Source organism: Mycolicibacterium baixiangningiae (assembly GCF_016313185.1).
Classification (GTDB): Bacteria; Actinomycetota; Actinomycetes; order Mycobacteriales; family Mycobacteriaceae; genus Mycobacterium; species Mycobacterium baixiangningiae.
This window is the reverse complement of sequence record NZ_CP066218.1, coordinates 5,512,312-5,537,547: the sequence shown is the minus strand read 5'-3', so window position 1 is coordinate 5,537,547 and position 25,236 is coordinate 5,512,312. Positions and strand designations below refer to the sequence as shown.

At 66.9% G+C, this 25,236-nt stretch carries 17 protein-coding genes and 1 pseudogene; 15 read left to right on the top strand and 3 right to left on the bottom strand.

Going from position 1 to position 25,236, the window contains the following annotated elements; all coding sequences use genetic code 11:
- Positions 1–2 precede the first annotated feature (2 nt).
- The 12 genes from I7X18_RS26245 (at position 3) to I7X18_RS26190 (ending at position 19,562) form a co-directional block, all read left to right on the top strand.
- Positions 3–533: a phosphatase PAP2 family protein gene (locus I7X18_RS26245; RefSeq protein WP_193045832.1), complete on the top strand. Its 531-nt coding sequence runs from the start codon at positions 3–5 to the stop codon at positions 531–533.
- Between the two features lie 67 nt (positions 534–600).
- Positions 601–1,521, top strand: a complete 921-nt coding sequence (locus I7X18_RS26240; RefSeq protein WP_193045833.1) for a decaprenyl-phosphate phosphoribosyltransferase — start codon at positions 601–603, stop codon at positions 1,519–1,521.
- A complete protein-coding gene (gene zomB, locus I7X18_RS26235) occupies positions 1,499–3,529 on the top strand; it encodes a terminal beta-(1->2)-arabinofuranosyltransferase (RefSeq protein ID WP_269751283.1) in 2,031 nt (676 codons plus the stop codon). Before I7X18_RS26240 ends, zomB begins: the two co-directional genes overlap by 23 nt.
- Before the next feature lie 465 nt (positions 3,530–3,994).
- Complete coding sequence (locus I7X18_RS26230; RefSeq protein WP_193045834.1) at positions 3,995–5,038, top strand: esterase family protein; 1,044 nt, start codon at positions 3,995–3,997, stop codon at positions 5,036–5,038.
- A 167-nt stretch (positions 5,039–5,205) separates the two neighbouring features.
- Positions 5,206–6,102 (top strand): alpha/beta hydrolase-fold protein, encoded by an 897-nt coding sequence (locus I7X18_RS26225; protein WP_193045835.1) that lies wholly within the window; start codon positions 5,206–5,208, stop codon positions 6,100–6,102.
- Between the two features lie 56 nt (positions 6,103–6,158).
- Positions 6,159–6,635 (top strand): hypothetical protein, encoded by a 477-nt coding sequence (locus tag I7X18_RS26220; protein WP_232375340.1) that lies wholly within the window; start codon positions 6,159–6,161, stop codon positions 6,633–6,635.
- Positions 6,636–6,672: 37 nt separating this feature from the next.
- Positions 6,673–7,680 carry a carboxylesterase Culp6 gene (gene culp6, locus I7X18_RS26215; RefSeq protein ID WP_193045836.1) on the top strand — a complete coding sequence of 336 codons (1,008 nt, stop codon included), beginning with the start codon at positions 6,673–6,675 and terminating at the stop codon, positions 7,678–7,680.
- A 238-nt stretch (positions 7,681–7,918) separates the two neighbouring features.
- A complete protein-coding gene (gene fadD32, locus I7X18_RS26210) occupies positions 7,919–9,808 on the top strand; it encodes a long-chain-fatty-acid--AMP ligase FadD32 (protein ID WP_193045837.1) in 1,890 nt (629 codons plus the stop codon).
- A 37-nt stretch (positions 9,809–9,845) separates the two neighbouring features.
- Positions 9,846–15,383 (top strand): polyketide synthase Pks13, encoded by a 5,538-nt coding sequence (pks13, locus tag I7X18_RS26205; protein WP_269751282.1) that lies wholly within the window; start codon positions 9,846–9,848, stop codon positions 15,381–15,383.
- A gap of 5 nt (positions 15,384–15,388) precedes the next feature.
- Complete coding sequence (locus I7X18_RS26200; protein ID WP_193045839.1) at positions 15,389–16,939, top strand: acyl-CoA carboxylase subunit beta; 1,551 nt, start codon at positions 15,389–15,391, stop codon at positions 16,937–16,939.
- A gap of 31 nt (positions 16,940–16,970) precedes the next feature.
- Entirely contained in the window at positions 16,971–18,179 is a 1,209-nt protein-coding gene (locus I7X18_RS26195) for a metallophosphoesterase (protein ID WP_226863320.1), read from the top strand.
- Between the two features lie 81 nt (positions 18,180–18,260).
- Positions 18,261–19,562 (top strand): serine/threonine-protein kinase, encoded by a 1,302-nt coding sequence (locus tag I7X18_RS26190; RefSeq protein ID WP_193045840.1) that lies wholly within the window; start codon positions 18,261–18,263, stop codon positions 19,560–19,562.
- A 9-nt stretch (positions 19,563–19,571) separates the two neighbouring features.
- Here the strand turns inward: I7X18_RS26190 and I7X18_RS26185 are convergent.
- The 3 genes and pseudogenes from I7X18_RS26185 to I7X18_RS30235 all read right to left on the bottom strand — a co-directional run.
- Positions 19,572–19,814: pseudogene (locus tag I7X18_RS26185) on the bottom strand (HNH endonuclease); the annotation flags it as partial.
- 342 nt (positions 19,815–20,156) lie between these two features.
- On the bottom strand, positions 20,157–21,176 hold the full coding sequence (locus I7X18_RS26180; protein ID WP_193045841.1) for a PAS domain-containing protein: 1,020 nt from the start codon (positions 21,174–21,176) through the stop codon (positions 20,157–20,159).
- Positions 21,177–22,441: 1,265 nt separating this feature from the next.
- Entirely contained in the window at positions 22,442–22,657 is a 216-nt protein-coding gene (locus I7X18_RS30235; RefSeq protein ID WP_232375339.1) for a hypothetical protein, read from the bottom strand.
- 219 nt (positions 22,658–22,876) lie between these two features.
- On the opposite strand from I7X18_RS30235, the gene I7X18_RS29745 reads away from it, so the two are divergent.
- From I7X18_RS29745 to I7X18_RS26165, 3 genes are all read left to right on the top strand, one after another.
- Positions 22,877–23,380, top strand: coding sequence for a hypothetical protein (locus tag I7X18_RS29745; protein ID WP_232375338.1), 504 nt, complete (start codon positions 22,877–22,879; stop codon positions 23,378–23,380).
- 341 nt (positions 23,381–23,721) lie between these two features.
- Positions 23,722–23,940, top strand: coding sequence for an MbtH family protein (locus I7X18_RS26170; RefSeq protein ID WP_193045843.1), 219 nt, complete (start codon positions 23,722–23,724; stop codon positions 23,938–23,940).
- A gap of 172 nt (positions 23,941–24,112) precedes the next feature.
- Entirely contained in the window at positions 24,113–25,189 is a 1,077-nt protein-coding gene (locus tag I7X18_RS26165; protein ID WP_193045844.1) for a methyltransferase, read from the top strand.
- Positions 25,190–25,236 lie beyond the last annotated feature (47 nt).

The following is a 25,236-nucleotide window of genomic DNA, read 5'->3' as shown; positions in this document are numbered from 1 at the left end:
CGATGGCTGACGAACCGCGCGGCGAGGATGCCGCGTTGGTGGCGGTGCAGGCGGCGCTCGCCGGCCGTCCCGGTGTGCTGTCGGGGGCGCGCGGGCTCTCGCACTTCGGTGAGCACAGCGCGGGCTGGCTGGCCGTCGCCGGAGCGGGGGCGCTGCTGCAACCCCGTCGCCGCCGCGAATGGCTGGTCGCGGGCGCCGGGGCGTTCGCCGCGCATGCCGCCGCGGTCGTGATCAAACGGGTGGTCCGCCGCAAGCGGCCGCATCACCCGGCGATCGCCGTCAACGTGGGCACGCCCAGCCGACTGAGCTTTCCCTCCGCGCACGCCACCTCGACCACCGCGGCCGCGGTGCTGCTCGGCAGGGTGACCGGATTGCCGCTGCCCGCGGTGCTGGTCCCGCCGATGGCGTTGTCGCGGTTGGTGCTCGGCGTGCACTATCCCAGTGACGTGCTGACCGGGGTCGCGGTCGGTGCGGTGGTCGCCGAGGCCGCCGCGCGGGCGGCGGACCGGGTAAGTCGCCGGGACGGACACTGATGGCCAGCAGAGTTGAGTGCAGCGCAATGGAGCGGATCGACATGGGTTCGAAGCGTGGAGTGTCGGCATGAGTGAGGAAGCGGCACCGGTCACCGGCCCGCCACGGAGCCTGCCCGCCGGGATCATCAAGGCGATCCGGCCGCGGCAGTGGGTGAAGAACCTGCTCGTGCTGGCCGCGCCGCTGGTCGCCCTCGGCGACGACCGGTTCACCTACGACTACCGCACCGTCCTGATCAAGGTGTCGATTGCGTTCGTCGCATTCTGCCTGGCGGCCTCGACGGTGTACCTGGTCAACGACGCCCGCGACGTCGAGGCCGACCGCGCCCACCCGACGAAGCGGTTCCGGCCGATCGCCGCGGGGGTGGTGCCCGAACGGCTGGCGTACATCCTCGCGGTGGTGCTGGGCGCGGCGTCGCTGCTCATCTCGTGGTTTGTCACCCCCAACCTCGCACTGGTGATGGCGATCTACATCGCGATCCAGCTGGCCTACTGCTTCGGCCTGAAACACCAAGCGGTACTGGACATCTGCATCGTCTCGTCCGGCTTCCTGATCCGGGCCATCGCGGGCGGTGTGGCCGCCGGCGTCCCGCTGTCGCAGTGGTTCCTGCTCGTCATGGCGTTCGGGTCGTTGTTCATGGCGGCCGGTAAGCGGTACGCCGAACTACAGCTGGCCGAACGGACCGGCGCCAAGATCCGCAAGTCGCTGGAGCGCTACACCACCACCTACCTGCGGTTCGTGTGGACGATGTCGGCCACGGCGGTGGTGCTCTGCTACGGGCTGTGGGCGTTCGGACGCGACGACCAGGGTGGCACCTCGTGGTTCGTCGTCTCGATGATCCCGTTCACCATCGCCATCCTGCGGTACGCCGTCGACGTCGACGGCGGTATGGCGGGGGAGCCCGAGGAGATCGCGCTGCGCGACCGGGTGCTGCAGTTCCTCGCCGTGGCGTGGATCGGGACCGTCGGTGCGGCAGTCATCTTCGGCTGAGGCGGTGCGGCCGCCGCGCCCATCGGACACGGTGCGGCCCGCCCGCGGCTCCGACACGGCGCGCCGGTTGGTCCGCGGTCCGGCGTTCCCGTACGACGTGACGGTGCGGGTCAGCCTGTGGGCGAGCGTCGTGGTGGTGACGGCGCTGTTCGGCTGGGGCGCCTGGCAGCGCCGGTGGATCGCCGACGACGGGCTGATCGTGCTGCGCACGGTGCGCAACCTGCTCGCGGGCAACGGCCCGGTGTTCAACGCGGGCGAACGCGTGGAGGCCAATACCTCGACGCTGTGGACCTACCTGATCACCGCGGGCGCGTGGGTGGGCGGTTCGGTGCAGCTCGAGTACGTCGCGCTGGTGTTCGCGCTGGTGCTGTCGCTGGTCGGGGTGGTGCTGGCGATGCTCGGCACCGCCCGCCTGTACGCACCCGGCCTGCGCGGCCGTCGCGCGTTGCTGCTCCCCGCGGGTGTGCTGGTCTACATCGCGGTGCCCCCGGCCCGCGACTTCGCCACCTCCGGGCTGGAGAACGGGCTGGTCCTGGCGTACCTCGGCCTGCTGTGGTGGATGCTCGTGTGCTGGTCGCAGGGGCTGCGCAACCCGTCGGGCACCGGACGGGACGCGGTGAGCCGGCCGTTCGCCGCCGCGCTGGCGTTCGTCGCGGGGCTGAGCGTGCTGGTCCGCCCCGAACTCGCCCTCGTCGGTGTCGGCGTCCTGCTGATGATGCTGGTCGCCGCCCGCACCTGGCGGCGCCGGCTGCTGATCGTCGTCGCCGGCGGGCTCCTTCCGGTGGTCTACCAGATCTTCCGGATGGGCTACTACGCCCTCATCGTGCCCGGCACCGCGGTGGCCAAGGACGCCACCGGCGCGAAATGGCCGCAGGGGTTCACCTACCTCACCAACTTCGCGGAGCCCTATCTGCTGTGGGTGCCCGCAGTCCTGCTGGCCGTGACGGGTGTCGTCCTGCTGAGCACCCGCAGCCGGCCGTGGTGGATCCGCCACCAGCCACCGCCCGGCTACGGCCGGGTCGCCCGCCTGGTGCAGAGCCCCGCGACGGTGGTGCTGTTCATCGTGGTCAGCGGTCTGCTGCAGGGCATCTACTGGATCCGCCAGGGTGGCGACTTCATGCACGGCCGGGTGCTGCTCACCCCGCTGTTCGTCATCCTGCTGCCGGTCTCGGTGATCCCCGTCGTGCTGCCCGACGGCAGCCGGATCAGCCGGGAGACCGGGTACCTGCTGGCCGGCGCCACCAGCGTGCTGTGGCTGGCGGTGGCGGGCTGGGCGTTGTGGGCGGCCAATGCCACGGGGATGGGCCCCGACGCCACCCGGGTCACCGATACCGGCATCGTCGACGAGCGCCGCTTCTACGCGCAGGCAACCGGCCACGCCCACCCGCTGACCGCCGCCGACTACCTGGACTATCCGCGGATGCGTGCGGTGGTGACCGCCCTGGACAACACCCCCGACGGCGCCCTGCTGCTGCCGGCGGGCAATTACGACATGTGGGACGTGGTGCCGGCCTTTCCGCCTCCGCCCGACGCCGGCCCCGGGTACATCGGCCCGCACACGGTGTTCTTCACCAACCTGGGCATGCTCGGCATGAACGTGGGCCTCGACGTGCGGGTCATCGACCAGATCGGGCTGGCCAACCCGGTGGCCATGCACACCGAACGGCTCGAGGACGGCCGGATCGGCCACGACAAGAACCTGTTCCCGGACTGGGCGGTGGCCGAGGGGCCGTTCTTCAAGATCCCGCCGTATCTGCCGACCTACCTCGATCGCGACTGGATCGCGCAGGCGGAGGTGGCGCTGAAGTGCCCGGCCACCGAGGCGATGCTCACGTCGATCCGCGCTCCGATGACCCCGCGCCGGTTCCTGTCGAACGTGGTGCACGCCTACGAATTCACGCAGTACCGGATCGACCGGGTGCCCCGTTACGAGCTGATCCGGTGCGGTCTGGCCGTCCCCGAACCGTTCGAACCGGCCTACACCGGCATGCCGGCGACGGGTCCGTGACGTCTGTCGTGGTCGGGGCGCCGATTTGTCGGCCGGGTGTTTCTTCTGTTTGGGTAACGCCGGGGGCAGGTCGCGGCGATATGCCGTACAGGTGTCCCGCACACCGGGTCAACGCTGCCCTGACGACCGCCGTACGACGGCGCCCAATCCGAACGACGGTGGAGGACCGCACATGCACAGCGCGTCGCGTGTTCCCCGGGTGACCAATTCCACGAACACCGCCGGTGACCATGCCGGCAACCTTCGATTTCCCCTCGGCGGGCACCCGCGCGCCAGGGCTCTGAGGTGGGCGAACGCCCCCCTCGACACCGGGCTCGAGTGCCGCTTTCAACGGGGCAGCGGCGCTCGTGGCGGAACATGCGCGAGAGAGCGATCACACATTCGTGTGGTTGACTACACGGGCAACGCGGCTGCTCTGGGGTTATCCGGACCGGCTGCGGCTTACGACAGATGGGATATAGCAGTATGAGTTTCGTTGGGAAGATGCGCGACGCGGTGAAGGCCATGCCGCGCCGGCTCACGATCGCCGCTGCCGCGGCCGCCGTGTTGCCCGGCCTGGTGAGCGTCGCCGGAGGCTCGGGGACTGCCGAGGCATTCTCACGCGCGGGCCTGCCGGTGGAATACCTGATGGTTCCGTCGGCCGGAATGGGCCGCGACATCAAGGTCCAGTTCCAGAGCGGCGGTGCCAACTCCCCGGGTGTGTACCTGCTCGACGGCCTGCGTGCGCAGGAAGACTTCAGCGGCTGGGACATCAACACCGCCGCGTTCGAGTGGTACCTGGACTCCGGCCTCTCGGTGATCATGCCGGTCGGCGGCCAGTCCAGCTTCTACAGCGACTGGTACAAGCCGGCCTGCGGTAAGGCCGGTTGCTCCACCTACAAGTGGGAGACCTTCCTCACCAGCGAGCTGCCCGCCTACCTGGCGTCCACCAAGGGTGTGAACCCGAACCGCAACGCGGCCGTCGGCCTGTCGATGGCCGGTTCGGCCGCGATGACGCTGGCGATCTACTACCCGCAGCAGTTCCAGTACGCGGCATCGCTGTCGGGCTTCCTGAACCTGTCCGAGGGCTGGTGGCCGATGCTGGTCGGGCTGTCGATGGGCGATGCGGGCGGCTACAAGTCCGAGGACATGTGGGGTCCGTCGAGCGATCCGGCGTGGAAGCGCAACGACCCGATGGTCAACATCGACAAGCTGGTCGCCAACGGCACCCGCGTCTGGGTGTTCTGCGGTAACGGCAAGCCTGCCGACATCAGCGGCAGCGGCCAGGCAGAGGGCGACAACTTCAACGCGAAGTTCCTGGAGAGCTTCACGCTGCGCACCAACGAGACGTTCCAGGAGCAGTACCTGGCCGCCGGTGGTCGTAACGGCGTGTTCAACTTCCCGCAGGCCGGCACCCACAGCTGGGGCTACTGGGGCCAGCAGCTCCAGCAGATGAAGCCGGACATCCAGCGCGTGCTGGGGGCGACCCCGCAGCCGTCCCCCGCGCCCGCACCGGCGCCGGCGGGCTGACCACCACGCACTGACTGACACGTCGGCGGCGGCGATCCCTTCGGGGGTCGCCGCCGTCGTCGTTCACGGGTGCTTTCGGCCCGACCCGCGAAGGTGGTGTGGTTCACTACCTTGCGCGGGATGTGGCGGGATCGGTCGACAGAGATGACGGACGTGAGGTGGGACAGATGATGCGTGGGCTGGTGCGAGCGGTCATGGCCGTGGCGGTGGCCGCAGGACTGTTCGCGGCCGTCGGGACCACGTCACAGACCACCGCGAACGCCGACCCCGTCGAGTACCTGATGGTGCCGTCGGCGGCCATGGGCCGCGCCATCCCGGTCGCGTTCCAGGGCGGCGGACCGCACGCGGTGTTTCTGCTCGACGCCTTCAACGCCGCCCCCGACGTCAGCAACTGGGTGACCGCGGGCAACGCGATGAACACGCTCGCCGGTAAGGGCATCTCGGTGGCCGCCCCCGCCGGCGGGGCGTGGAGCCTCTACACCAACTGGGAGCAGGACGGCAGCCGCCAGTGGGAGACGTTCCTGTCGTCCGAGCTGCCCGAATGGCTGGCCGCCAACAAGGGGCTGGCCCCCGGTGGGCACGGCATCGTCGGCGCCGCCCAGGGTGGCACCGGCGCGATGATGATGGCGACGTTCCACCCGGACCGCTTCCGCTACGCCGGGTCGATGTCCGGTTTCATGACGCCGTCGGCGACCGCGCTCAACGGGGCGATCACCGCGGGGCTCATGCGGTTCGGCGGTGTCGACACCCGCAACATGTGGGGCCTCCCACAGCTGGGCCGCTGGAAGTGGCACGACCCGGATGTGCACATCCAGCTGCTGGCGAACAACAACACTCGGCTGTGGGTGTACAGCCCGACGACCCTGACGTGTGTGGATCCCGCCGCGATGATCGGCTACTGCGATCAGGCGCAGGGCAGTAATCGCGGGTTCTACCAGCACTATCGGGCCGTCGGCGGCGGCAACGGCCACTTCGACTTCCCCTCGGCCGGCGAGCACGGCTGGGGCAGTTGGGGGCCGCAGCTGGGGGCCATGTCCTCGGACCTGGTGGCGGCCATCCGCTAGTCATCAGCCGATTCCGCCGGCCGGGAGCCGCGGTGGACAGCCGGTACCGTGGAGGGGTGCAGCAGCGACGGCGGATGGTTCCGACGCTGCTCATGCTGTCGGTGGTCGTCCTGGTCGCCGCGTGCGCGATGACCGACTCGGTGCTCAACGGCGACGCGACGTCGACCGCCCAGCCCTCGCCGGCCGCGCCGCCCGAGAGGCACGGTGAGCGCGGCTCCGACCTGCCCGGCCCGCCGCAGGGCGCCGCGCATCCGGGCGCCCCGACCGTCACCGCCCAGCAGCGCCGCTACCTCGACGCCCTCACCGTCGCCGGGGTGCGCGCCTCGAGCGATCTGCGCGCCCTGTCCATCGGCTCCACGGTCTGCCAGGCACGCGCGGCAAAGCAGAGCGATCAGGCGATGTGGGAGTTCATCGTGCCGCTCGTGCGCGGCGAGGTGCGCGCGACCAGGCCCGATTCCCTGCGAGTCACGGTGAGCGAGATCCACGCCGCGACCGCCGACTACATTCGCATCGCAACCGAACGACTCTGCTAGCTAGCGAAACCCGCATACGCGAGGAGCCGAATACCCCATGCCGAAAACCAGCCGACGCAAACGTCACCGCATCCTCGCCCTGGCCGCTGCCGGGGCGATGGCCCTGGTGGTCGTGCTCGTCGTGACCATCATCGTGGTGGTGATGCGCAGGCCGGACACCCCTGAGACGGCGCTGCCCCCCACCGCGGTGCCGCCGACGAGTGCGCCGACGACCGGTAAGCCGCGCCCGGAGTTCCAGGACGCCAGCTGCCCGGACGTGCAACTGCTGTCGATCCCCGGCACCTGGGAGTCGTCGCCGCAGATGGACCCGTTCAACCCGACGCAGTTCCCGATCGCGCTGCTGCTCGGCGTCACCAACCCGCTGCGCGCGGAATTCGGCAACGACCGTCTCGAGATCTATACGGTTCCCTACACCGCCCAGTTCCACAATCCGTTCTCCGCGGACAAGCAGATGTCCTACAACGACAGCCGCGCCGAGGGGACCCAGGCCGCGGTCAAGGCGCTGACGGATATGAACAACCGCTGCCCGCTGACCAGTTTCGTGATCGTCGGGTTCTCGCAGGGCGCGGTGATCGCCGGTGACATCGCCAGCGACGTGGGCAACGGCCGCGGACCGATCGACCAGGATCTGCTGCTCGGGGTGACCGCCATCGCCGACGGTCGCCGCCAGACCGGGGTCGGTCAGGACGTCGGTCCGACCCCGCCGGGGGTGGGTGCGGAGATCACGCTGGCCGAGGTGCCGACACTGAGCGCCCTCGGGTTGAGCATGACCGGCCCGCGGCCGGGCGGCTTCGGACAGCTCAACGACCGGGTGTTCGAGATCTGCGCGCCGGGTGACCTGATCTGCGCCGCCCCCGAGTCGGCGTTCTCGATCGTCAACCTGCCGCGCACGCTGGAGACGCTGGCGGGCGGGGCGGGCAAGCCGATTCACGCCATGTACGCCACCCCGCAGTTCTGGCAGGTCGACGGCCAGCCGGCCACGGGGTGGACCCTGAACTGGGCCCGCGGGGTCATCGAGAGCGCACCGCAACCAAAACATGGTTGACACGTGACCAAGTTGATTTGGCCGGTGCCCACCGGTCACTTAACATTAAGAGAAAACTAAGACGAAGACCCACGGTCGGCGCGCAGCGTCGAGCCCGCCGCGGACCCGCACCCGAGTAGCATCTTGGGCGTTTGGTGTTCGCGCGGTCCTTCAGAGAGGCTGCAGCGTCCCGTCGGTACAAAAAACGAAGACTTCGAGGCCCGTGCGACCCGAAGTGCTTTGACAGGAGAGAGTGAAAATGCCGTTCCACAACCCGTTCATCAAGGACGGTCTCATCAAGTTCCCCGACAACGGGAACCTGGTGCGTCACGTCGAACGATGGGCGAAGGTGCGTGGGGACAAGCTCGCCTACCGGTTCATCGACTTCTCCACCGAGCGTGACGGCGTCGAGCGCGACCTGAGCTGGGCCGACTTCGGCGCCCGCAACCGCGCGATCGGCGCGCGCCTGCAGCAGGTGACCCAGCCGGGTGACCGCGTCGCGATCCTGTGCCCGCAGAACCTCGACTACCTCGTCGCGTTCTTCGGCACGCTGTACTCGGGCCGTATCGCCGTACCGCTGTTCGATCCGAACGAGCCCGGCCACGTCGGACGCCTGCACGCCGTCCTCGACGACTGCACCCCGGCGGCGATCCTGACCACCACCGAGGCCGCCGAGGGTGTGCGCAAGTTCTTCCGCACCCGGCCGGCCAACCAGCGGCCGCGTGTCATCGCCGTCGACGCGGTGCCCGACGAGGTCGGGTCCACCTGGGAACCGGTCGACATCACCCAGGAGACCATCGCCTATCTGCAGTACACCTCCGGGTCGACCCGCATCCCGACCGGTGTGCAGATCACCCACCTGAACCTGGCCACCAACGTCGTCCAGGTGATCGAGGCGCTCGAGGCGGAGGAAGGCGACCGGGGGTTGTCCTGGCTGCCGTTCTTCCACGACATGGGCCTGATCACCGTGCTTTTGCCGGTGGTGATCGGTCACTACATCTCGTTCATGACGCCCGCCGCGTTCGTCCGCAGGCCCGGTCGCTGGATCCGCGAGATGGCGCGCAAGGAAGGCGATACCGGCGGCGTCATCTCCGTTGCGCCCAACTTCGCGTTCGACCACGCCGCCGCCCGCGGTCTGCCCAAGGACGGTGAGCCGCCGCTGGATCTGTCCTGCGTGAAGGCGCTGCTCAACGGCAGCGAGCCGATCTCCGCGGCCACCGTGCGCAACTTCAACGAGGCGTTCGGTCCGTACGGGTTCAAGCCGCAGGCCATCAAACCGTCCTACGGTCTGGCCGAGGCCACGCTGTTCGTGTCGACGACCCCGGTCAACGAGTCGCCGAAGATCATCACCGTCGACCGCGACGAGTTGAACAGCCACCGCTTCGTCGAGGTGCCGCCGGATTCGCCCAAGGCCGTCGCGCAGGCGTCGGCGGGCAAGGTCGGGATCGCGGAGTGGGCGGTGATCGTCGACAACGACAGCGCCACCGAGCTGCCCGACGGCCAGATCGGCGAGATCTGGATCTCCGGGCAGAACATGGGCACCGGGTACTGGGGCAAGGAAGAGGAAACCCAGGCCACCTTCCGCAACATCCTCAAATCGCGGACCAGCCCGAGCCACGCCGAAGGGGCGGCCGACGACGCGATGTGGGTGCGCACCGGTGACTACGGCGCCTACCACGGGGGCGACCTCTACATCACCGGCCGCGTGAAGGACCTGGTGATCATCGACGGCCGCAACCACTATCCGCAGGACCTCGAGTACTCGGCGCAGGAGGCCACCAAGGCCCTGCGCACAGGGTTCGTCGCCGCGTTCTCGGTGCCGGCCAACCAGCTCCCCGATGACGTGTTCGAGAACGCCCACGCGGGTCTCAAGCGCGACCCCGACGACACCTCCGAACAGCTCGTGATCGTCGGCGAGCGGGCACCGGGTGCGCACAAGCTGGACATGGGCCCCATCGCCGACGACATCCGCGCCTCGATCGCGGTGCGCCACGGCGTCACCGTGCGCGACGTCCTGCTGACCCCGGCCGGAGCGATCCCGCGCACGTCGAGCGGCAAGATCGGCCGCCGCGCGTGCCGGTCGGCCTACCTCGACGGCAGCCTCCGCAGCGGGAAGGTCGCCAACGCCTTCCCGGACGAGACGGACTGACGCTTTTCCCCACACACCGCCGCGGGCGGCGAAAGAGATGAACATGTCTGAAACACCGAACAATTCGCCCTCCGTCGAGAACCAGCCGGTCGTCGCCCAGGGGGAGGGCGGCGCGCTGCGCCCGGCGCAGGTCGACATGACCGTCGCCGAGATGCGCGAATGGCTGCGCAACTGGATCGCGAACGCCACCGGCCAGAAGGCCGACGGCATCGCCGAGTCGACGCCGATGGTGGAGCTCGGCCTGTCCTCGCGCGACGCGGTCGCCATGGCCAGCGACATCGAGGACCTCACCGGTGTCACGCTGACCGCGACGGTGGTGTTCCGGAATCCGACCATCGAATCGCTGGCGACGGTGATCGTCGAGGGTGAGCCCGAGGTCGACCACTCCGACGACGGCGCCGACTGGAGCCGGGACCCGCGCCTCGAGTCCGTCGACATGGACATAGCGATCATCGGGATCGCGACCCGGTTCCCCGGCGATATGAACACCCCGGACCAGATGTGGGAGGCGCTGCTCGAGGGCCGCGACGCCATCACCGACCTTCCCGAGGGCCGATGGGAGGAGTTCCTCGGCGAGCCGCGGATCGCCGAGCGTGTCGCCAAGGCGGCCACCCGGGGCGGCTATCTCAAGGACATCAAGGGTTTCGACGCCGAATTCTTCGCACTGTCGAAGATGGAGGCCGACAACATCGATCCGCAGCAGCGGATGGCGCTGGAACTGACCTGGGAGGCGCTCGAACACGCCCGCATCCCGGCGTCGAGCCTGCGCGGTGGGCGCGTCGGCGTCTACATCGGCGCGTCGAACAACGACTACAGCTTCATGTCCGTGGCCGACCCGGCCGTCGCGCACCCGTATGCGATCACCGGCACCACCAGCTCGATCATCGCCAACCGGGTCTCGTACTTCTTCGACTTCCGCGGGCCGTCGATGGCCATCGACACCGCGTGCTCGAGCTCGCTGGTCGCCGCGCACCAGGGTGTGCAGGCGCTGCGCAGCGGTGAGGCCGACGTCGCGATGGTCGGTGGCGTCAACGCGTTGATCACCCCGCTGGTGACGATCGGTTTCGACGAGGTCGGCGGGGTGCTCGCCCCGGACGGCCGGATCAAGTCGTTCTCGGAGGACGCCAACGGTTACGCGCGGTCCGAGGGCGCCGGCATGCTGGTGCTCAAACGCCTGTCCGACGCCCGGCGCGACGGTGACGAGATCATCGCGGTGATCGCGGGCAGCGCGGTCAACCACGACGGCCGGTCCAACGGCCTGCTGGCACCGAACCCGGACGCGCAGGCCGAGGTGCTGCGCAGGGCCTACAAGGACGCCGGCATCAACCCGCGCGACGTCGACTACATCGAGGCGCACGGCACCGGCACCATCCTCGGTGACCCGATCGAGGCCGATGCGCTCGGCCGGGTGGTCGGGCGCAACCGGCCCGCCGAGAAACCCGCGCTGCTGGGTGCGGTGAAATCCAATGTGGGCCACCTCGAGTCGGCGGCCGGCGCGGCCAGCCTGGCGAAGGTGGCGCTGTCGCTGCGCAACGACAAGCTGCCCCCGTCGATCAACTACACCGGCCCGAACCCCTACATCGACTTCCCCGCGGTGCGGCTGAAGGTCAACGACACCGTCTCCGACTGGCCGCGCTACAGCGGGCACGCGATCGCGGGTGTGTCCGGCTTCGGCTTCGGCGGCGCCAACGCGCACGTGGTGCTGCGTGAGGTGCTGCCCAGCGATCTGGTCGAACCCGAACCCGAGCAGGTGGTCGAGGTGACCGCCGAGCCGAACAAGCCCGCCGTGTTCGTGGGCGGGGTGCGGATGGACGAATACGGCGAGTTCGTCACCTCTGATGACGATGACGACGACGGTCTCGACCGTCCCGCGGCCGCCGTCGAGGACACCTACGAGCTGCCGGGCCTGACCGACGAGGCGCTGCGCCTGCTCGAGGTGGCCCGCGAAGAGCTCGCCGCCCAGGAAGAGACCGCTCCGCTTGTGCCGCTGGCGGTTTCGGCATTCCTGACCTCGCGCAAACGCGCCGCCGCCGCCGAGCTGGCCGACTGGATGGAGAGCGAAGAGGGCAGGGCGTCGTCGCTGGAGTCGATCGGGCGCACGCTGTCCCGGCGCAATCACGGCCGCTCCCGCGCGGTGGTGATGGCCCGCGACCACGACGAGGCGATCAAGGGTCTGCGCGCGCTCGCCGAGGGTAAGCAGAGCCCGAACGTCTACAGCGCCGACGGACCCGTCACCAACGGTCCGGTGTGGGTGCTCGCCGGATTCGGCGCCCAGCACCGCAAGATGGGTAAGAGCCTCTACCTGCGCAACGAGGTGTTCGCCGAGTGGATCAACAAGGTCGACTCCTACGTTCAGGACGAGCGCGGCTACTCGATCGTCGAGCTGATCCTCGACGATTCGCAGGACTACGGCATCGAGACCACTCAGATCACGATCTTCGGGATCCAGGTGGCGCTCGGCGAACTGCTCAAGCATCACGGCGCCAAGCCGGGTGCGGTCATCGGCCAGTCGCTCGGTGAGGCCGCGGCGGCGTACTTCGCCGGCGGCCTGTCCCTGGAGGACGCCACCCGCACGATCTGCTCGCGCAGCCACCTCATGGGTGAGGGCGAGGCGATGCTGTTCGGTGAGTACATCCGGCTGATGGCGCTGGTGGAGTACTCCGCCGACGAGATCAAGACGGTGTTCTCCGACTATCCCGACCTCGAGGTGTGCGTGTACGCCGCCCCGACCCAGACCGTGATCGGTGGTCCGCCCGAGCAGGTGGACGCGATCATCGAACGGGCCGAGAAGGAGGGCAAGTTCGCCCGCAAGTTCCAGACCAAGGGCGCCAGCCACACCTCGCAGATGGATCCGCTGCTCGGTGAGCTCGCCGCCGAGCTCGTCGGCATCACACCGCATCCGCTGCAGGTCGGCTACTACTCGACGGTGCACGAGGGTAAGTACCTGCGGCCCGGTTCGGACCCGATCCACGACGTGGACTACTGGAAGAAGGGGCTGCGCCACAGCGTCTACTTCACCCACGGCATCCGCAACGCCGTCGACAACGGGCACACCACGTTCCTGGAGCTGGCCCCGAATCCGGTGGCGCTCATGCAGGTCGGGCTGACGACGGCCAGCGCTGGGCTCCATGATGGCCAGCTCATCGCGACCCTGGCCCGTAAGCAGGACGAGGTCGACTCGATGACCGCCGCGATGGCGCAGCTGTTCGTCCACGGCCACGACCTGGACATCCGCACGCTGTTCCCGCGGCGCTCCCGCGGGCTGGCCGGGGCGCTGGACTACGCGAACGTCCCGCCGACCCGGTTCCGCCGCAAACCGCACTGGCTCGACGTGCGCTTCAGCGGGGACAACGCCGGCGTCCTGCCGGGCAGCCACGTCGCCACCCCGGACGGCAGGCACGTGTGGGAGTTCGCGCCGCGCGGTGCCACCGATCTGGCGGGTCTGGTGAAAGCCGCTGCCTCACAGGTGTTCCCGGACGCGGCGGTGACGGCGGCCGAGCAGCGCGCGGTGCCCGGTGACGGCGCCCGCCTGGTGACCACGCTGACCCGTCATCCGGGTGGCGCCTCGGTGCAGGTGCACGCCCGTATCGACGAATCGTTCACGCTCGTCTACGACGCCATCGTCACGCGCGGCGGCCAGGCGGTGGCTCTGCCCGCCGCGGTGGCGACGGGAACCGTTGCCGCGCAGACGGATTCGCTGGCTCCCGCCGAACCCGACGACGACGATGCGGCGATCCTGTCCGACAACCTGACCCAGGGCGCCAATCTCGGCGCGGGGCTGGGTAAATGGTCGCCGGACTCCGGCGAGGCGGTGCGCGACCGGCTGGGGCTGATCGTCGGCAGCGCGATGGGTTACGAGCCCGAAGACCTGCCGTGGGAGGTGCCGCTGATCGAACTCGGCCTGGATTCCCTGATGGCGGTGCGGATCAAGAACCGCGTCGAATACGACTTCGACCTGCCGCCCATCCAGCTGACCGCGGTGCGCGACGCCAACCTGTACGCCGTCGAGCAGCTCATCCAGTATGCGATCGACCACCGTGACGAGGTCGACCAGCTGGCCGAGGCGCAGAAGGGTAAGACGGCCGAGGAGATCGCCGCCGAACAGGCCGAGCTGATGGGCGGGGCGTCCACAGTCGCCGAGCTCGAGGAGAAGCTGGCCGCCGCGGGACATCCGCTGGGCTCCGAACAGGCCTCAGAACAGGCCTCAGAACAGGCCGCCGAACAGGCTGCGGTGCTGTCCGGGGCGAACCTGACGACGGCGACGACGCCGGTGCCGGATCCGCAGGCCGAACCGAGCACGCAGGACGATTCGATCCCGGCGCCGCCGACGGATCCGTCGGGTCCTGGGCCCGATGTCGCGGCCGGAGCCGCTCCGGTCGCGAACATCCCGGCGCCGCCGACGGATCCGTCGGGACCGACCGCCGCGGCTCCGGAGAAGGCGTCGGCCGCCAAGATGGCCGCGCAGGTGCTGACCCAGGAGGCCGTCACCGAGGCGCTGGGCGCCGATGTCCCGCCGCGCGACGCCGCCGAGCGCGTCACGTTCGCGACGTGGGCGATCGTCACCGGTAAGTCGCCGGGCGGCATCTTCAACCCGCTGCCGGAGATCGACGCGGCCACGGCGGCGAAGATGGCCGCGCGGTTGACCGAGCGCGCCGAAGGCACCATCACCGCCGAGGACGTGGCGGGCGCCACGACCGTCGAGGAGCTGGCCACCACGGTGCGCGACCACCTCGAGGCCGGCAAGGTCGACGGGTTCGTGCGTGTGCTGCGCGCACCGCAGGAGGGGTCGAACCGTGTGCCGGTGTTCGTGTTCCACCCGGCCGGCGGGTCGACGGTGGTCTACGAACCGCTGATCAACCGGTTGCCCGCCGACACCCCGGTCTACGGCATCGAGCGGGTCGAGGGTTCGGTGCAGGAGCGGGCGGCCGAGTACGTGCCGAAGCTGCTGGAGCTCAACGGCGACAAGCCGTTCGTGCTGACCGGCTGGTCGCTGGGCGGGGTGCTGGCCTACGCGTGCGCCATCGGGCTCAAGCAGGCCGGCGCCGACGTGCGGTTCGTGGGCCTGATTGACGCGGTGCGCGCCGGCGAAGAGGTCCCGCAGACCAAGGAGGAGACCCGCGCCCGTTGGGAGCGGTACGCCCGGTTCGCCGAGCGCACCTTCAACGTGCAGATTCCCGAGATCCCCTACGACGAGCTCGAGAACCTCGACGACGAGGGTCAGGTGAGGTTCGTGATGGAGGCTGTCGCGGCCAGCGGCGTGCAGATCCCTGGCGGAATCATCGAGCATCAGCGCACGTCGTATCTGGACAACCGGATGATCGACACCGCCGAGATCAAGCCCTACGACGGGCACGTCACCCTCTACATGGCCGACCGCTACCACGACGACGCCATCTACTTCGAACCGCGATACGCCACCCGCCAACCCGACGGCGGCTGGGGTGAGTATGTTTCGGAGCTGGAAGTGGTCCCGATCGGCGGTGAGCACATCCAGGCGATCGACGAGCCGTACATCGCGAAGGTCGGTGCGCATATGAGCGAAGCGATCAACCGTATCGAGGCCCAGGGGAAGTAGAGCAAGTGACCGGACGGACCACCGCAGGACAGCTCGCCGAACTCCGCGAGAAGCTGGAGCTCGCAAAGGAACCCGGTGGTGAAAAGGCCGCCGCCAAACGTGACGCCAAGGGCATCCCGAGCCCGCGCGCGCGGATCCACGCGCTGCTCGACCCGGGCAGCTTCCTGGAGATCGGCGCACTCGCCCGCACCCCGGGCGATCCGAACGCGCTGTTCGGCGACGGTGTGGTGACCGGCCACGGCACCATCGACGGGCGTCCGGTCGGCGTGTTCAGCCACGACCAGACGGTGTTCGGGGGATCGGTCGGGGAGATGTTCGGCCGCAAGGTGTCCCGGCTGATGGAGTGGGTGGCCATGGTCGGCTGCCCGATCGTCGGCATCAACGACTCCGGCGGTGCGCGCATCCAGGACCTGGCGACGTCGCTGGCCTGGTACGCCGAACTGGGTCGCCGGCACGAGCTGCTGAGCGGTCTGGTCCCGCAGGTCTCGATCATCCTCGGCAAGTGCGCGGGCGGTGCGGTGTACTCGCCGATCCAGACCGACCTCATCGTCGCGGTCCGCGACCAGGGCTACATGTTCGTCACCGGCCCCGACGTCATCAAGGACGTGACCGGTGAGGACGTCAGCCTCGACGAGCTCGGCGGCGCCGACGCGCAGGCCAAGTACGGCAACATCCACACCGTCGTCGACTCGGAGAAGGACGCGTTCTCCTACGTCCGCGAGTACCTGGGCTTCCTGCCGGCCAACACCTTCGACGACCCGCCGATCGTCAACCCCGGCCTCGAGCCGGAGGTCACCCCGCACGATCTCGAGCTCGACTCGATCGTGCCGGACAGCGACAACACGGCCTACGACATGCACGAGATCCTGCTGCGGATCTTCGACGACGGCGACTTCCTCGAAGTGGCGGCCCAGGCCGGCCAGGCGATGATCACCGGCTACGCCCGCGTTGACGGCCGCCCGGTGGGCGTCATCGCCAACCAGCCGATGCACATGTCGGGGGCGATCGACAACGAGGCCTCCGACAAGGCGGCGCGGTTCGTGCGGTTCTGCGATTCGTTCAACATCCCGCTGGTGTTCGTCGTCGACACCCCCGGCTTCCTGCCGGGTGTCGAGCAGGAGAAGAACGGCATCATCAAGCGTGGTGGCCGGTTCCTCTACTCCGTCGTCGAGGCCGATGTGCCGAAGGTGACGATCACCGTGCGCAAGTCCTACGGCGGCGCGTACGCGGTCATGGGGTCCAAGCAGCTGACGTCGGACTTCAACTTCCTCTGGCCGACCGCGCGCATCGCGGTGATCGGCGCCGAGGGTGCGGCGCAGCTGATCGTCAAGCGGTTCCCCGATCCGAATGCGCCGGAGGTGCAGGAGATCCGGCGGCAGTTCATCGAGGGCTACAACCGCGATATGGCGACCCCGTACGTGGCGGCCGAGCGCGGGTACGTCGACGCGGTCATCGAACCGCACGAGACGCGGCTCAAGCTGCGCAGCGCGATGCGTCTGTTGCGGGACAAGCAGATCCAGCGCGTGCAGCGCAAGCACGGCCTCATCCCGATCTAGACCGCGCGAACGGTCGGTACCGTCGGTTCCTATGCGCAATGAGGACATGACGACGGACCGCCGGGGAGAGGCGGTCGACACCCCGCCGCGCCGATCCCGCGGGAGATGGCGCCGCACCGCGATCGTGTCGGCCATCCTGCTGCTCCTCTTCGGCGTGCCGTGGTGGACGCTGTTGCTCGCCGGCACGGCCTGGCCGACACCGGTCGTGGTCGCCGGCACGGCTTTGTTCGCGGCGGCCTTCGTCGCGCTGCCGGCGATGATGCTGGTGGGCCGTGGCCCTGGCCGTAGCCGCCCCGACTGGCTCTCCGCCGCGGCGGACGCGCTGCTGGGTGTGGCCTGGGTGCTGTTCGTGTGGTCGGTGCTCGGCCACGTCCTGCGGCTGGCCCTGTTCCTCGCGGGCGTCGACGATCCGGTGCGGGGACGGGCGGTCGCCGTCACGGTCGTCGCCGTGGTGGCCGTGCTGCTGGTGTGGGGCTACGCCGAGGCGATGCGGGTGCCGCGGATAAAGAGCGTCGACATCGGCATCGCCGGACTCTGTCGCGGGCTCGACGGCCTGCGCGTCGCCATGATCACCGATACGCACTACGGGCCCATCGACCGCGCCCGCTGGTCGGCGGCGGTGGTGAAGCGCGTCAACGATCTCGCCGCCGACGTCGTCTGCCACGTCGGTGACATCGCCGACGGCACCGTCGACCAACGCCTGGACCAGGCCGGCCCGCTGGCCTCCGTCGAGGCTGCCTCGGCCCGCGTCTACGTCACCGGCAACCACGAGTACTTCAGCGAGGCGCAGGGCTGGCTCGACTACATGGAGAGCATCGGCTGGGACGCGCTGCACAACCGGCACATCGTCGTCGAGCGCGGGGGTGACCGGCTCGTCGTCGCCGGGGTGGACGACGCCACCGCGAAGGCGTCCGGGGTGCACGGGCACGGTGCCAACCTCGAGGCCGCGCTCGCCGGCGCCGACCGCACGCTGCCGGTGCTGCTCCTGGCGCATCAGCCCAAGCAGGTCACCCATGCGGCGCGCGCCGAGGTGGACCTGCAGATCTCCGGCCACACCCACGGCGGGCAGATCTGGCCGTTCAACCTCCTCGTCCGGCTCGAGCAGCCGGTGGTGCACGGCCTGAGCCGCCACGGCGACAAGACGCAGCTCTACACCAGCCGCGGTACCGGGTTCTGGGGCCCGCCGTTCCGGGTGTTCGCGCCCAGCGAGATCACGCTGCTGACCCTGCGCCGCGCCTGACCCCCTGACCGCGAGCGCGGGTGTCTGCACCCGACACTCCGCCCGAACACCGGCGGCACATCCGGCCCGTAGTATTCGCCCATGCCGCTTGCGGAGGGGGAGCTGATCGCCGGATACACCGTGGTGCGCTCCCTGGGCGCGGGCGGTATGGGCGAGGTCTACCTGGCGCAGCATCCGCGCCTGCCGCGCCATGACGCGTTGAAGGTGCTCTCCGCCTCGGTGTCTGCCGACGATGAGTACCGCCAGCGGTTTCACCGTGAGGCCGAGCTCGCCGCCACGCTGTGGCACCCCCACATCGTGTCGGTGCACGATCGCGGTGACTATGACGGTCTGCTGTGGATCTCGATGGATTACGTGCAGGGCACCGATGCGGCCCGGCTCCTCGCGCAGCGCTATCCCAACGGCATGCCGCCCGACGTCGTGGTCCGCATCATCGCCGCGGTCGCGTCGGCGCTCGACCATGCCCACCAGCGCAGCCTCTTCCACCGCGACGTGAAACCCGCGAACATCCTCATCGCCGATCCGGGATCACCCGACGAGCGGGTGATGCTCGCCGACTTCGGGATCGCCCGCCAAGCCGGCGACGCCAGCGGTCTGACCGGCACCAACATGACCGTGGGCACGGTGGCCTACGCCGCGCCCGAGCAGCTGCGCGGTGACCAGATCGACGGGCGCGCCGACCAGTACGCGCTTGCCGCGACCGCGTACCAATTGCTCACCGGCACACCGCCTTTCACGCACTCGAATCCGGCTGTCGTGATCAGCGCCCACCTCACCGCCGATCCGCCGGCGATCGGCACCGTTCGTCCCGAACTGGCCGGCCTCGGGCCGGTGATCGGCCGGGCGCTGGCGAAGTCGCCGGAGAAGCGCTTCGAGCGGTGTATCGACTTCGCGCGTGCGCTCGAGCACCGCATCGGCACCGACGACGCCGCGATGGAGACGGTCGCGTCCCGCGCGCCGGCCCTGGGTCGTCACGCGAAGCCGGTGAAACCGCGCACCTGGAGTGCCAAGCGCCCGCTGCTGGTCGCCGCGGGCGTGGCAGTGGTGGCCGCCGTAGCCGCGGGCGCGTTCTGGTTCACCCAGCGCGACGCGGCCACCACGACGGCCGCGGCCCCTGCGCTGCCGGTGGTCGTCGTCGGTGCGGACTGCGCGACGATGGGCGCGGCGGGGGTGACCCCGACCGGCAGCCCGGCCTACTGCGCCCGGCTGACTGACACCAACCAGACCATCTGGTCGAATTACCAGGGCGAATTCGACAGCCCGTCGGTGCCTGCCGGGATGAACCCCGACGAGGCGAACGTGCGGGTCTGCATGGAGCAGACGAATCAGTCGCAGGCCGACTGCGATTCCGCCATCGACCGCCACAACGCCGCGAACAGTTAGCCGGGCGACTCAGTTGGTGGTGGGTGGTGGGGGTTGGAAGGGTGTGTACCACCACCAGTCGGCGCGTTCTCCGGTGGGTCCCGGGTAGGCCGCGACCGTGGGCGGGGGGTGGTTGGGTGGGCGGGCCAGCGATCCCGATTCCAGTTGTCGGCCGGTGCTGTCGGTGACGGTCAGGCGGCTGGCGGGTCCGGTGATGGTGATGACGCCGCGGTGGTGCAGCCGGTGATGGTAGGGACACAGCAGCACGAGGTTAGTGGCTAGTCATAAATCTAACCACTAACGCGGTAGTTGTCTGTTTTGGGTGCCATCGCGATGGCTGGCGAAGGCGACCTGTTGCAACTTCGAAGGGTACGGGTGACCTCAGAAAACGTCCTCTCCCGATCTGGTCAGTGAGTTTGCAGCCTTGTCCGCGGGACCACTTTCCGGCCTGTACTCGCCGCCTAACGGGACGGCCTTGGCGGCGGGGCATGGACGCGCAGCAGCAGTCCCGGTCCGGGTAGGTGTATTAACGACTATTGGCACCATTCCCAGGAGGTTGGCGACCATCGCTCGTGCAACAAACAGAGACTCTCGGGCCGAGAACGCTGTGTTCGGTCAGACCCGGCCACTGCCTTCGTCGGCTGTTATGTCGTGAGGCAATGGCAAGCGGAACGAGATCAATCCAGCGACGACGTCCTTGGCGAGTTCAACGCGACTGACAGTGGTGTGTATCAACGTCCAACCGCTACGACTGCGCAGGCGGAGCAGTCCCTCGGCCGGCCCGTGTACGAACTGCTGCGTCATAGCAACTCGCACGGGACGGTCATCAGGATGGACCAGTGGCTGACTGCTGTGTTCGCCGCGCCAGTCAAAATGAGGGCATGGCAGATCAAGCCACTTTAAGAGGGTCCAACTGTCCAGGCTCAGCAAGGCACGATGTGAACCTTCGCGCCCCGTTCCGCGGAGAATCTGCTCAGCGAGAGCAAATCCCGAAGAATGATCAGCGGCGCGTGGCGAACGCCAGTTCATCGCACGGATACAGTGGCGAATGTCGCCTTTGCTGTGTCGATCTGCCGTAGCACGGGACACAAAGTTCACCCGAATTGGATTGCCGAGATAGTCGTCGATATCCCAGGTGCCCCATAGTGTCTGACCGGCTTCCCATCGCACAGCAGCTGCCAGCGCTGCACCTTCTTCCGGATGAATGCTACCGACCACAAGATCGTCTGCGAGTGCACGGTGGTCGAGTGGCTGGGTTGGATCGATTCCGCTGTTTACAAGCGCTTGACGAGTGTCACTGGCCAATCCAGAACTCAGATCCCAAACAGTGGCTCCAACTTCGGGTCGATCGGGTGGCTCTGTTGCAGATGGACCAGTCCATACATGGACGCCGTGAACGCGACCGTCAGACATGGTGACCGGGTCGGCGCAGATCAGCCAATTGCCATGGGCGGTGCGTTGAACGATCCCGGCTTTGCCATCGACGGCCGCTGCGATTGCCTGGTCGATCTGCCGACGGTGGGGATTGCGCCGTAGAAACACTTCGCTGGGCACAAACCGGCGAAGGCGGTCGCCTTGGGCGACAACCGTCGGCAAATCTCCTAGAACCTCAACGAGGAGCCAGTCGTGTTTCACAGGAACGAAGAATACGTATCTCCCCTCGTGGCCAGCAATGCCTGATGTCAGTGAGAGCCTTGCGGAACACGACTTCTCCCCTTATCGTCGAGGTAGATGTTTCGGGCCGCCGAGGTGGTCCGTTGAGGCGCGACTCACGTCACTCGGGCGCGCTGAGCAGATTGCCAAGGTGCTCTGAGGGCCACAGCTCGAAGAGTCCGGCTGGTTCAGCGGGGGCTACGTATGAGAACTGGCGTTGAATTCGACCGCCCGAACGCCACGGACCCGATAAGCGAACGTCATGCTCGACCGATCGCCGTCACTCTGGGTGGACGGTGGGCGGCGATCGAATGCGTCCCAGGGGTCCCAGGTGTGCAATCGAACCCTCTTATTGACACTCGTAGCGGAGGCAAGCTCGCTTGGGCTCGCGAGTTAGCGGCAGCGTTACGACACTTGTTCAGTCTGTGTTCACGTCCATGTCACACGTTGTGGCCTAGGCCTTCTCGGGGGCTCGAGAACTCTCAGCCATGCCGGTCAGGTATCTCGGCCGCTTACCCTAGCCACCGTCGACGGAATCTCAACCGCCCCCTTCAAGCCCGGCATTCAAGAACGGGCGAGAGAGTCCACTCTGCACCGCGCGAAGCGTTCCCCACAGCCACTACTTCAAATCGACGGTTCGGGAGTAACCAAAGTTGGGAGATGCGATTACGTTCGCTGACGAAGGTCGAGAACCCGACTGGAAGGCGTTTGGCCGGCATCTTTATCTCGCTTACAGCGCGATTGAGCGAACCGTCGCAAACCTGGCAGGATCCAGCCGATCGACGCATGCGGCAGTGGCCGATTGATCTAGTTTCCGGCACTCGCTCGCGTGAACTAGCGGGATCGCATCGCAGACCGTCCGTGGACCACTGGGGGGTCGGTCGCCCCATTTCCTTCACGACCGGCCGGTATCCTGGAGCGACAACCACGAATTCGCCTGTCGCTCAGATTAAATGCCGAGGCAGCAGCATTCAACCAGGCCTACACGTAAGCCTCTGCTCTCAGTATGCGATCGGGACCATACGCCAACTGCTTTGTGCGACGTCGCCATCGTGTACATGTCAGCAGTCACCGGGAGCCGCCCCGCTTAGGGCGCTTCGCCTACGGGCCGCGTAACGAGGAATCCGATGCCGCATACGTTTACAAACGTCGAACGCAACTCGCAGGAATCCGCCGGCGCCCAACTCATCCAATCGACAGCGAAGAACGTTGCACTCGCCGCCTTGAGGCCCGCTGACTCTCCCCGCCTAATCGGTGTGAGCAAGAGTCACATCAACCAGTTGGCCATCGCTACTGGTCCGCTTGCGCCAATCGTGGTCCATCGGCAGACGATGCGGATAGTTGACGGGATGCACCGGTTCGAAGCGGCGGCGCTGCGGAACGAAGAGACCATCGACGTCCACTTCTTTGATGGCACTGAAGAAGAAGCATTCGTCTATGCAGTCGCCGCCAACTGTCGACATGGCCTCCCGCTTACGTTGAGTGATCGGAAGTTTGCGGCACGGCGGATTCTTGAGACCAACCCAGAGTGGTCTGATCGCAGGATCGCGTCGGTGTGTGCGTTGTCGCACGGGACTGTGGCATCACTCCGCCGAGAATGTGCAACTGGTCAGAATAGCCAGTTGCACATTAGAATCGGTATAGGCGGTAAGCTGCACCCACTCGCTTCCAGTCGGGGACGCGTGATTGCCGCGGACTTGATTCGTAGTGGCGCGAAGATGTCCCAACGTGAGATCGCCCGGCAATCAGGTATTTCAACAGCGACGGTGCGGGATGTGCGGTGTCGATTGGACCGAGGCGACGATCCAGTGCCCGAAGCTCAAAAAGCACACAGGACGCCGCACAGCCTTCCCCCATCGCCGGAATCACGTGAAAATCCCCATGCTCCAAGTCAACTGATCCAGAAGCGGGATTACGACGCTAGAGTTTCACCAAATACGCTTCAACGGCTGCGCAATGACCCGGCCTTGCGACTCAATGATCGCGGTCGAACGCTCATTCGTGGCATTGTCATGAGTGTTTCAGCAGTCGAGCAGATAGACCACATGGCGGCGGAGCTACCGCATCATTGCAGAATTACCGTTGCTGAACTGGCAACGGACATTGGGCGGGCGTGGGCGAACCTTGCTGACAGACTTAACGAGGCTATTGACGCCGTGAACGACGACGATCAAACTGCTTCCTAGTTCGAAGCCAACGCGGACCAGGGTGACCGTGAGCAGCCGCGTGTAGCGTGTCGAACTCAGGTTGTGATTCGACCGACACGACTCAGGTATCCAGTAGCACTGGAGAACGGCTCTTGATGCGCCGCTTCTCGACGGTTTACCTACAAGCTGCGGCGCTGCACAACGTTAATACGGCATAGGCCATAGGTGCTAGGTGCTAGGTGCTAGGTGCTAGGTGCTAGGTGCTAGGCGCTAGGTGCTAGGTGCTAGGCGCTAGGTGCTAAGTGCTAAATGAAACCGCACGCAACAATGTGCGGGCGCACCAATTGACTCCTCCACGCCATCGAGCATTAATAGACGTCGTGGACGCGAATCCGTTTGACGATGAGAACGGCAAGTTTTTGGTACTGGTAAATAGCGAAGAGCAATTTTCGCTATGGCCGGCGTTCGTCCCCCTGCCTGACGGCTGGAGCCAGGTCTACGCTGAGAGCTCACGACAAGCTTGCTTAGAGTTTGTGGAGCAGAGCTGGACGGACTTACGACCGCGGAGCCTCCGGGTCGCCATGGACGATCCGGACTAGCCACCATATTTGTTCCTGGCTCACTGGTTTGTGCCTGGCTCACGGTCCGAATTCGAGTACTGCATCAGCTTTTGGCATTTCTCTGATAAAAATGCGCGAATAAATGCTGACGGTCACATTTCGCAGCGTATCTCTGGTGAGGGCGAAAAACAGAAGACGGAGCATTCATACGATGACGGATTTTAGGATAACTCAGTTCCCTCGGGAGACGGTGGGCCACATCAGCACGTCAAACGCCGCTGCTCACCGACTCTATTCGGCACTCATATCGTCCTGGGAAACTGCGATAATTGAGGCTGCATACAACTTGGGAATTTTCAGTTGCGTCGCGTCGGGGCCCGCGACGCTATTTGAGATAGCAAAGCGCACTGCCTGTAACGAGGAATGTTTGCGGATCCTCGTTGATGCACTTGTGGCCTACGGCTGGTTGTTCACCAATGCTATGCCGGGAAGCGACCCCACGTACCATCTGCCGGAAGAATATTCAGATGTCTTAACCGCCGTCGAAGGCGTGAACGACTTGACGGGCAAAATCTACTATGACCAAGAAATCGCGTGGCAATATTGGAGGAACCTTGCACACACGGTAAAGACCGGGTCGGTTCGCAATGTCAACGGAATATCGACCGCTACGTACAGGCAGCTCGTACTTGGCATACGTTTCTGGGCGCCGCCAATCGCAGCAGCCATCGGAAAAGCACTAGATAAGCACCACTTCTTACGAGAAGATCGACTTCTTGTTGATATCGGATGTGGAAGTGGGATATATAGTCATCTACTCCTTCAGCAGCATCACGGACTCAGGGCGGTCGGCTACGACGTGCCCGAGATCGCCGACATCGCCCACGAATCGGCTGGCAAATTTGGCGTGTCTAGCAGGTTCAGAATGGTAACTGGTGATTTTTTTGAAAGCGATTGGGCTGCCGCGGACCTATATCTCTTCGCGAACATCTTTCATCTGTTCGATCCTGAGAAGTGCAAAATACTCTTAAGTAAGGCCCGCGCCGGTATGAGCGACGACGGACGCGTCCTCATTGTCGATGCGATTCGGGCCAGCGGGGGTAGCCCGGTCACGTCGCAGGAGAAGTTTGCCGCGTTGTTCGCAGTATCGATGGTTGCTTCGGGCGGCGGTAACACGTATTCGCTCAACACATTCGATTCGTGGCTTGCCGAGCTAGGTCTCTACCGCATCGACTATCTGAATACTCCAATGCACGGGGTCATCGTTGCTGGCTGGCTTCCAGATTGAGTCGAATCTCTGGCTTTCGAGCCTAACGCTCCTGTTAATACACGATC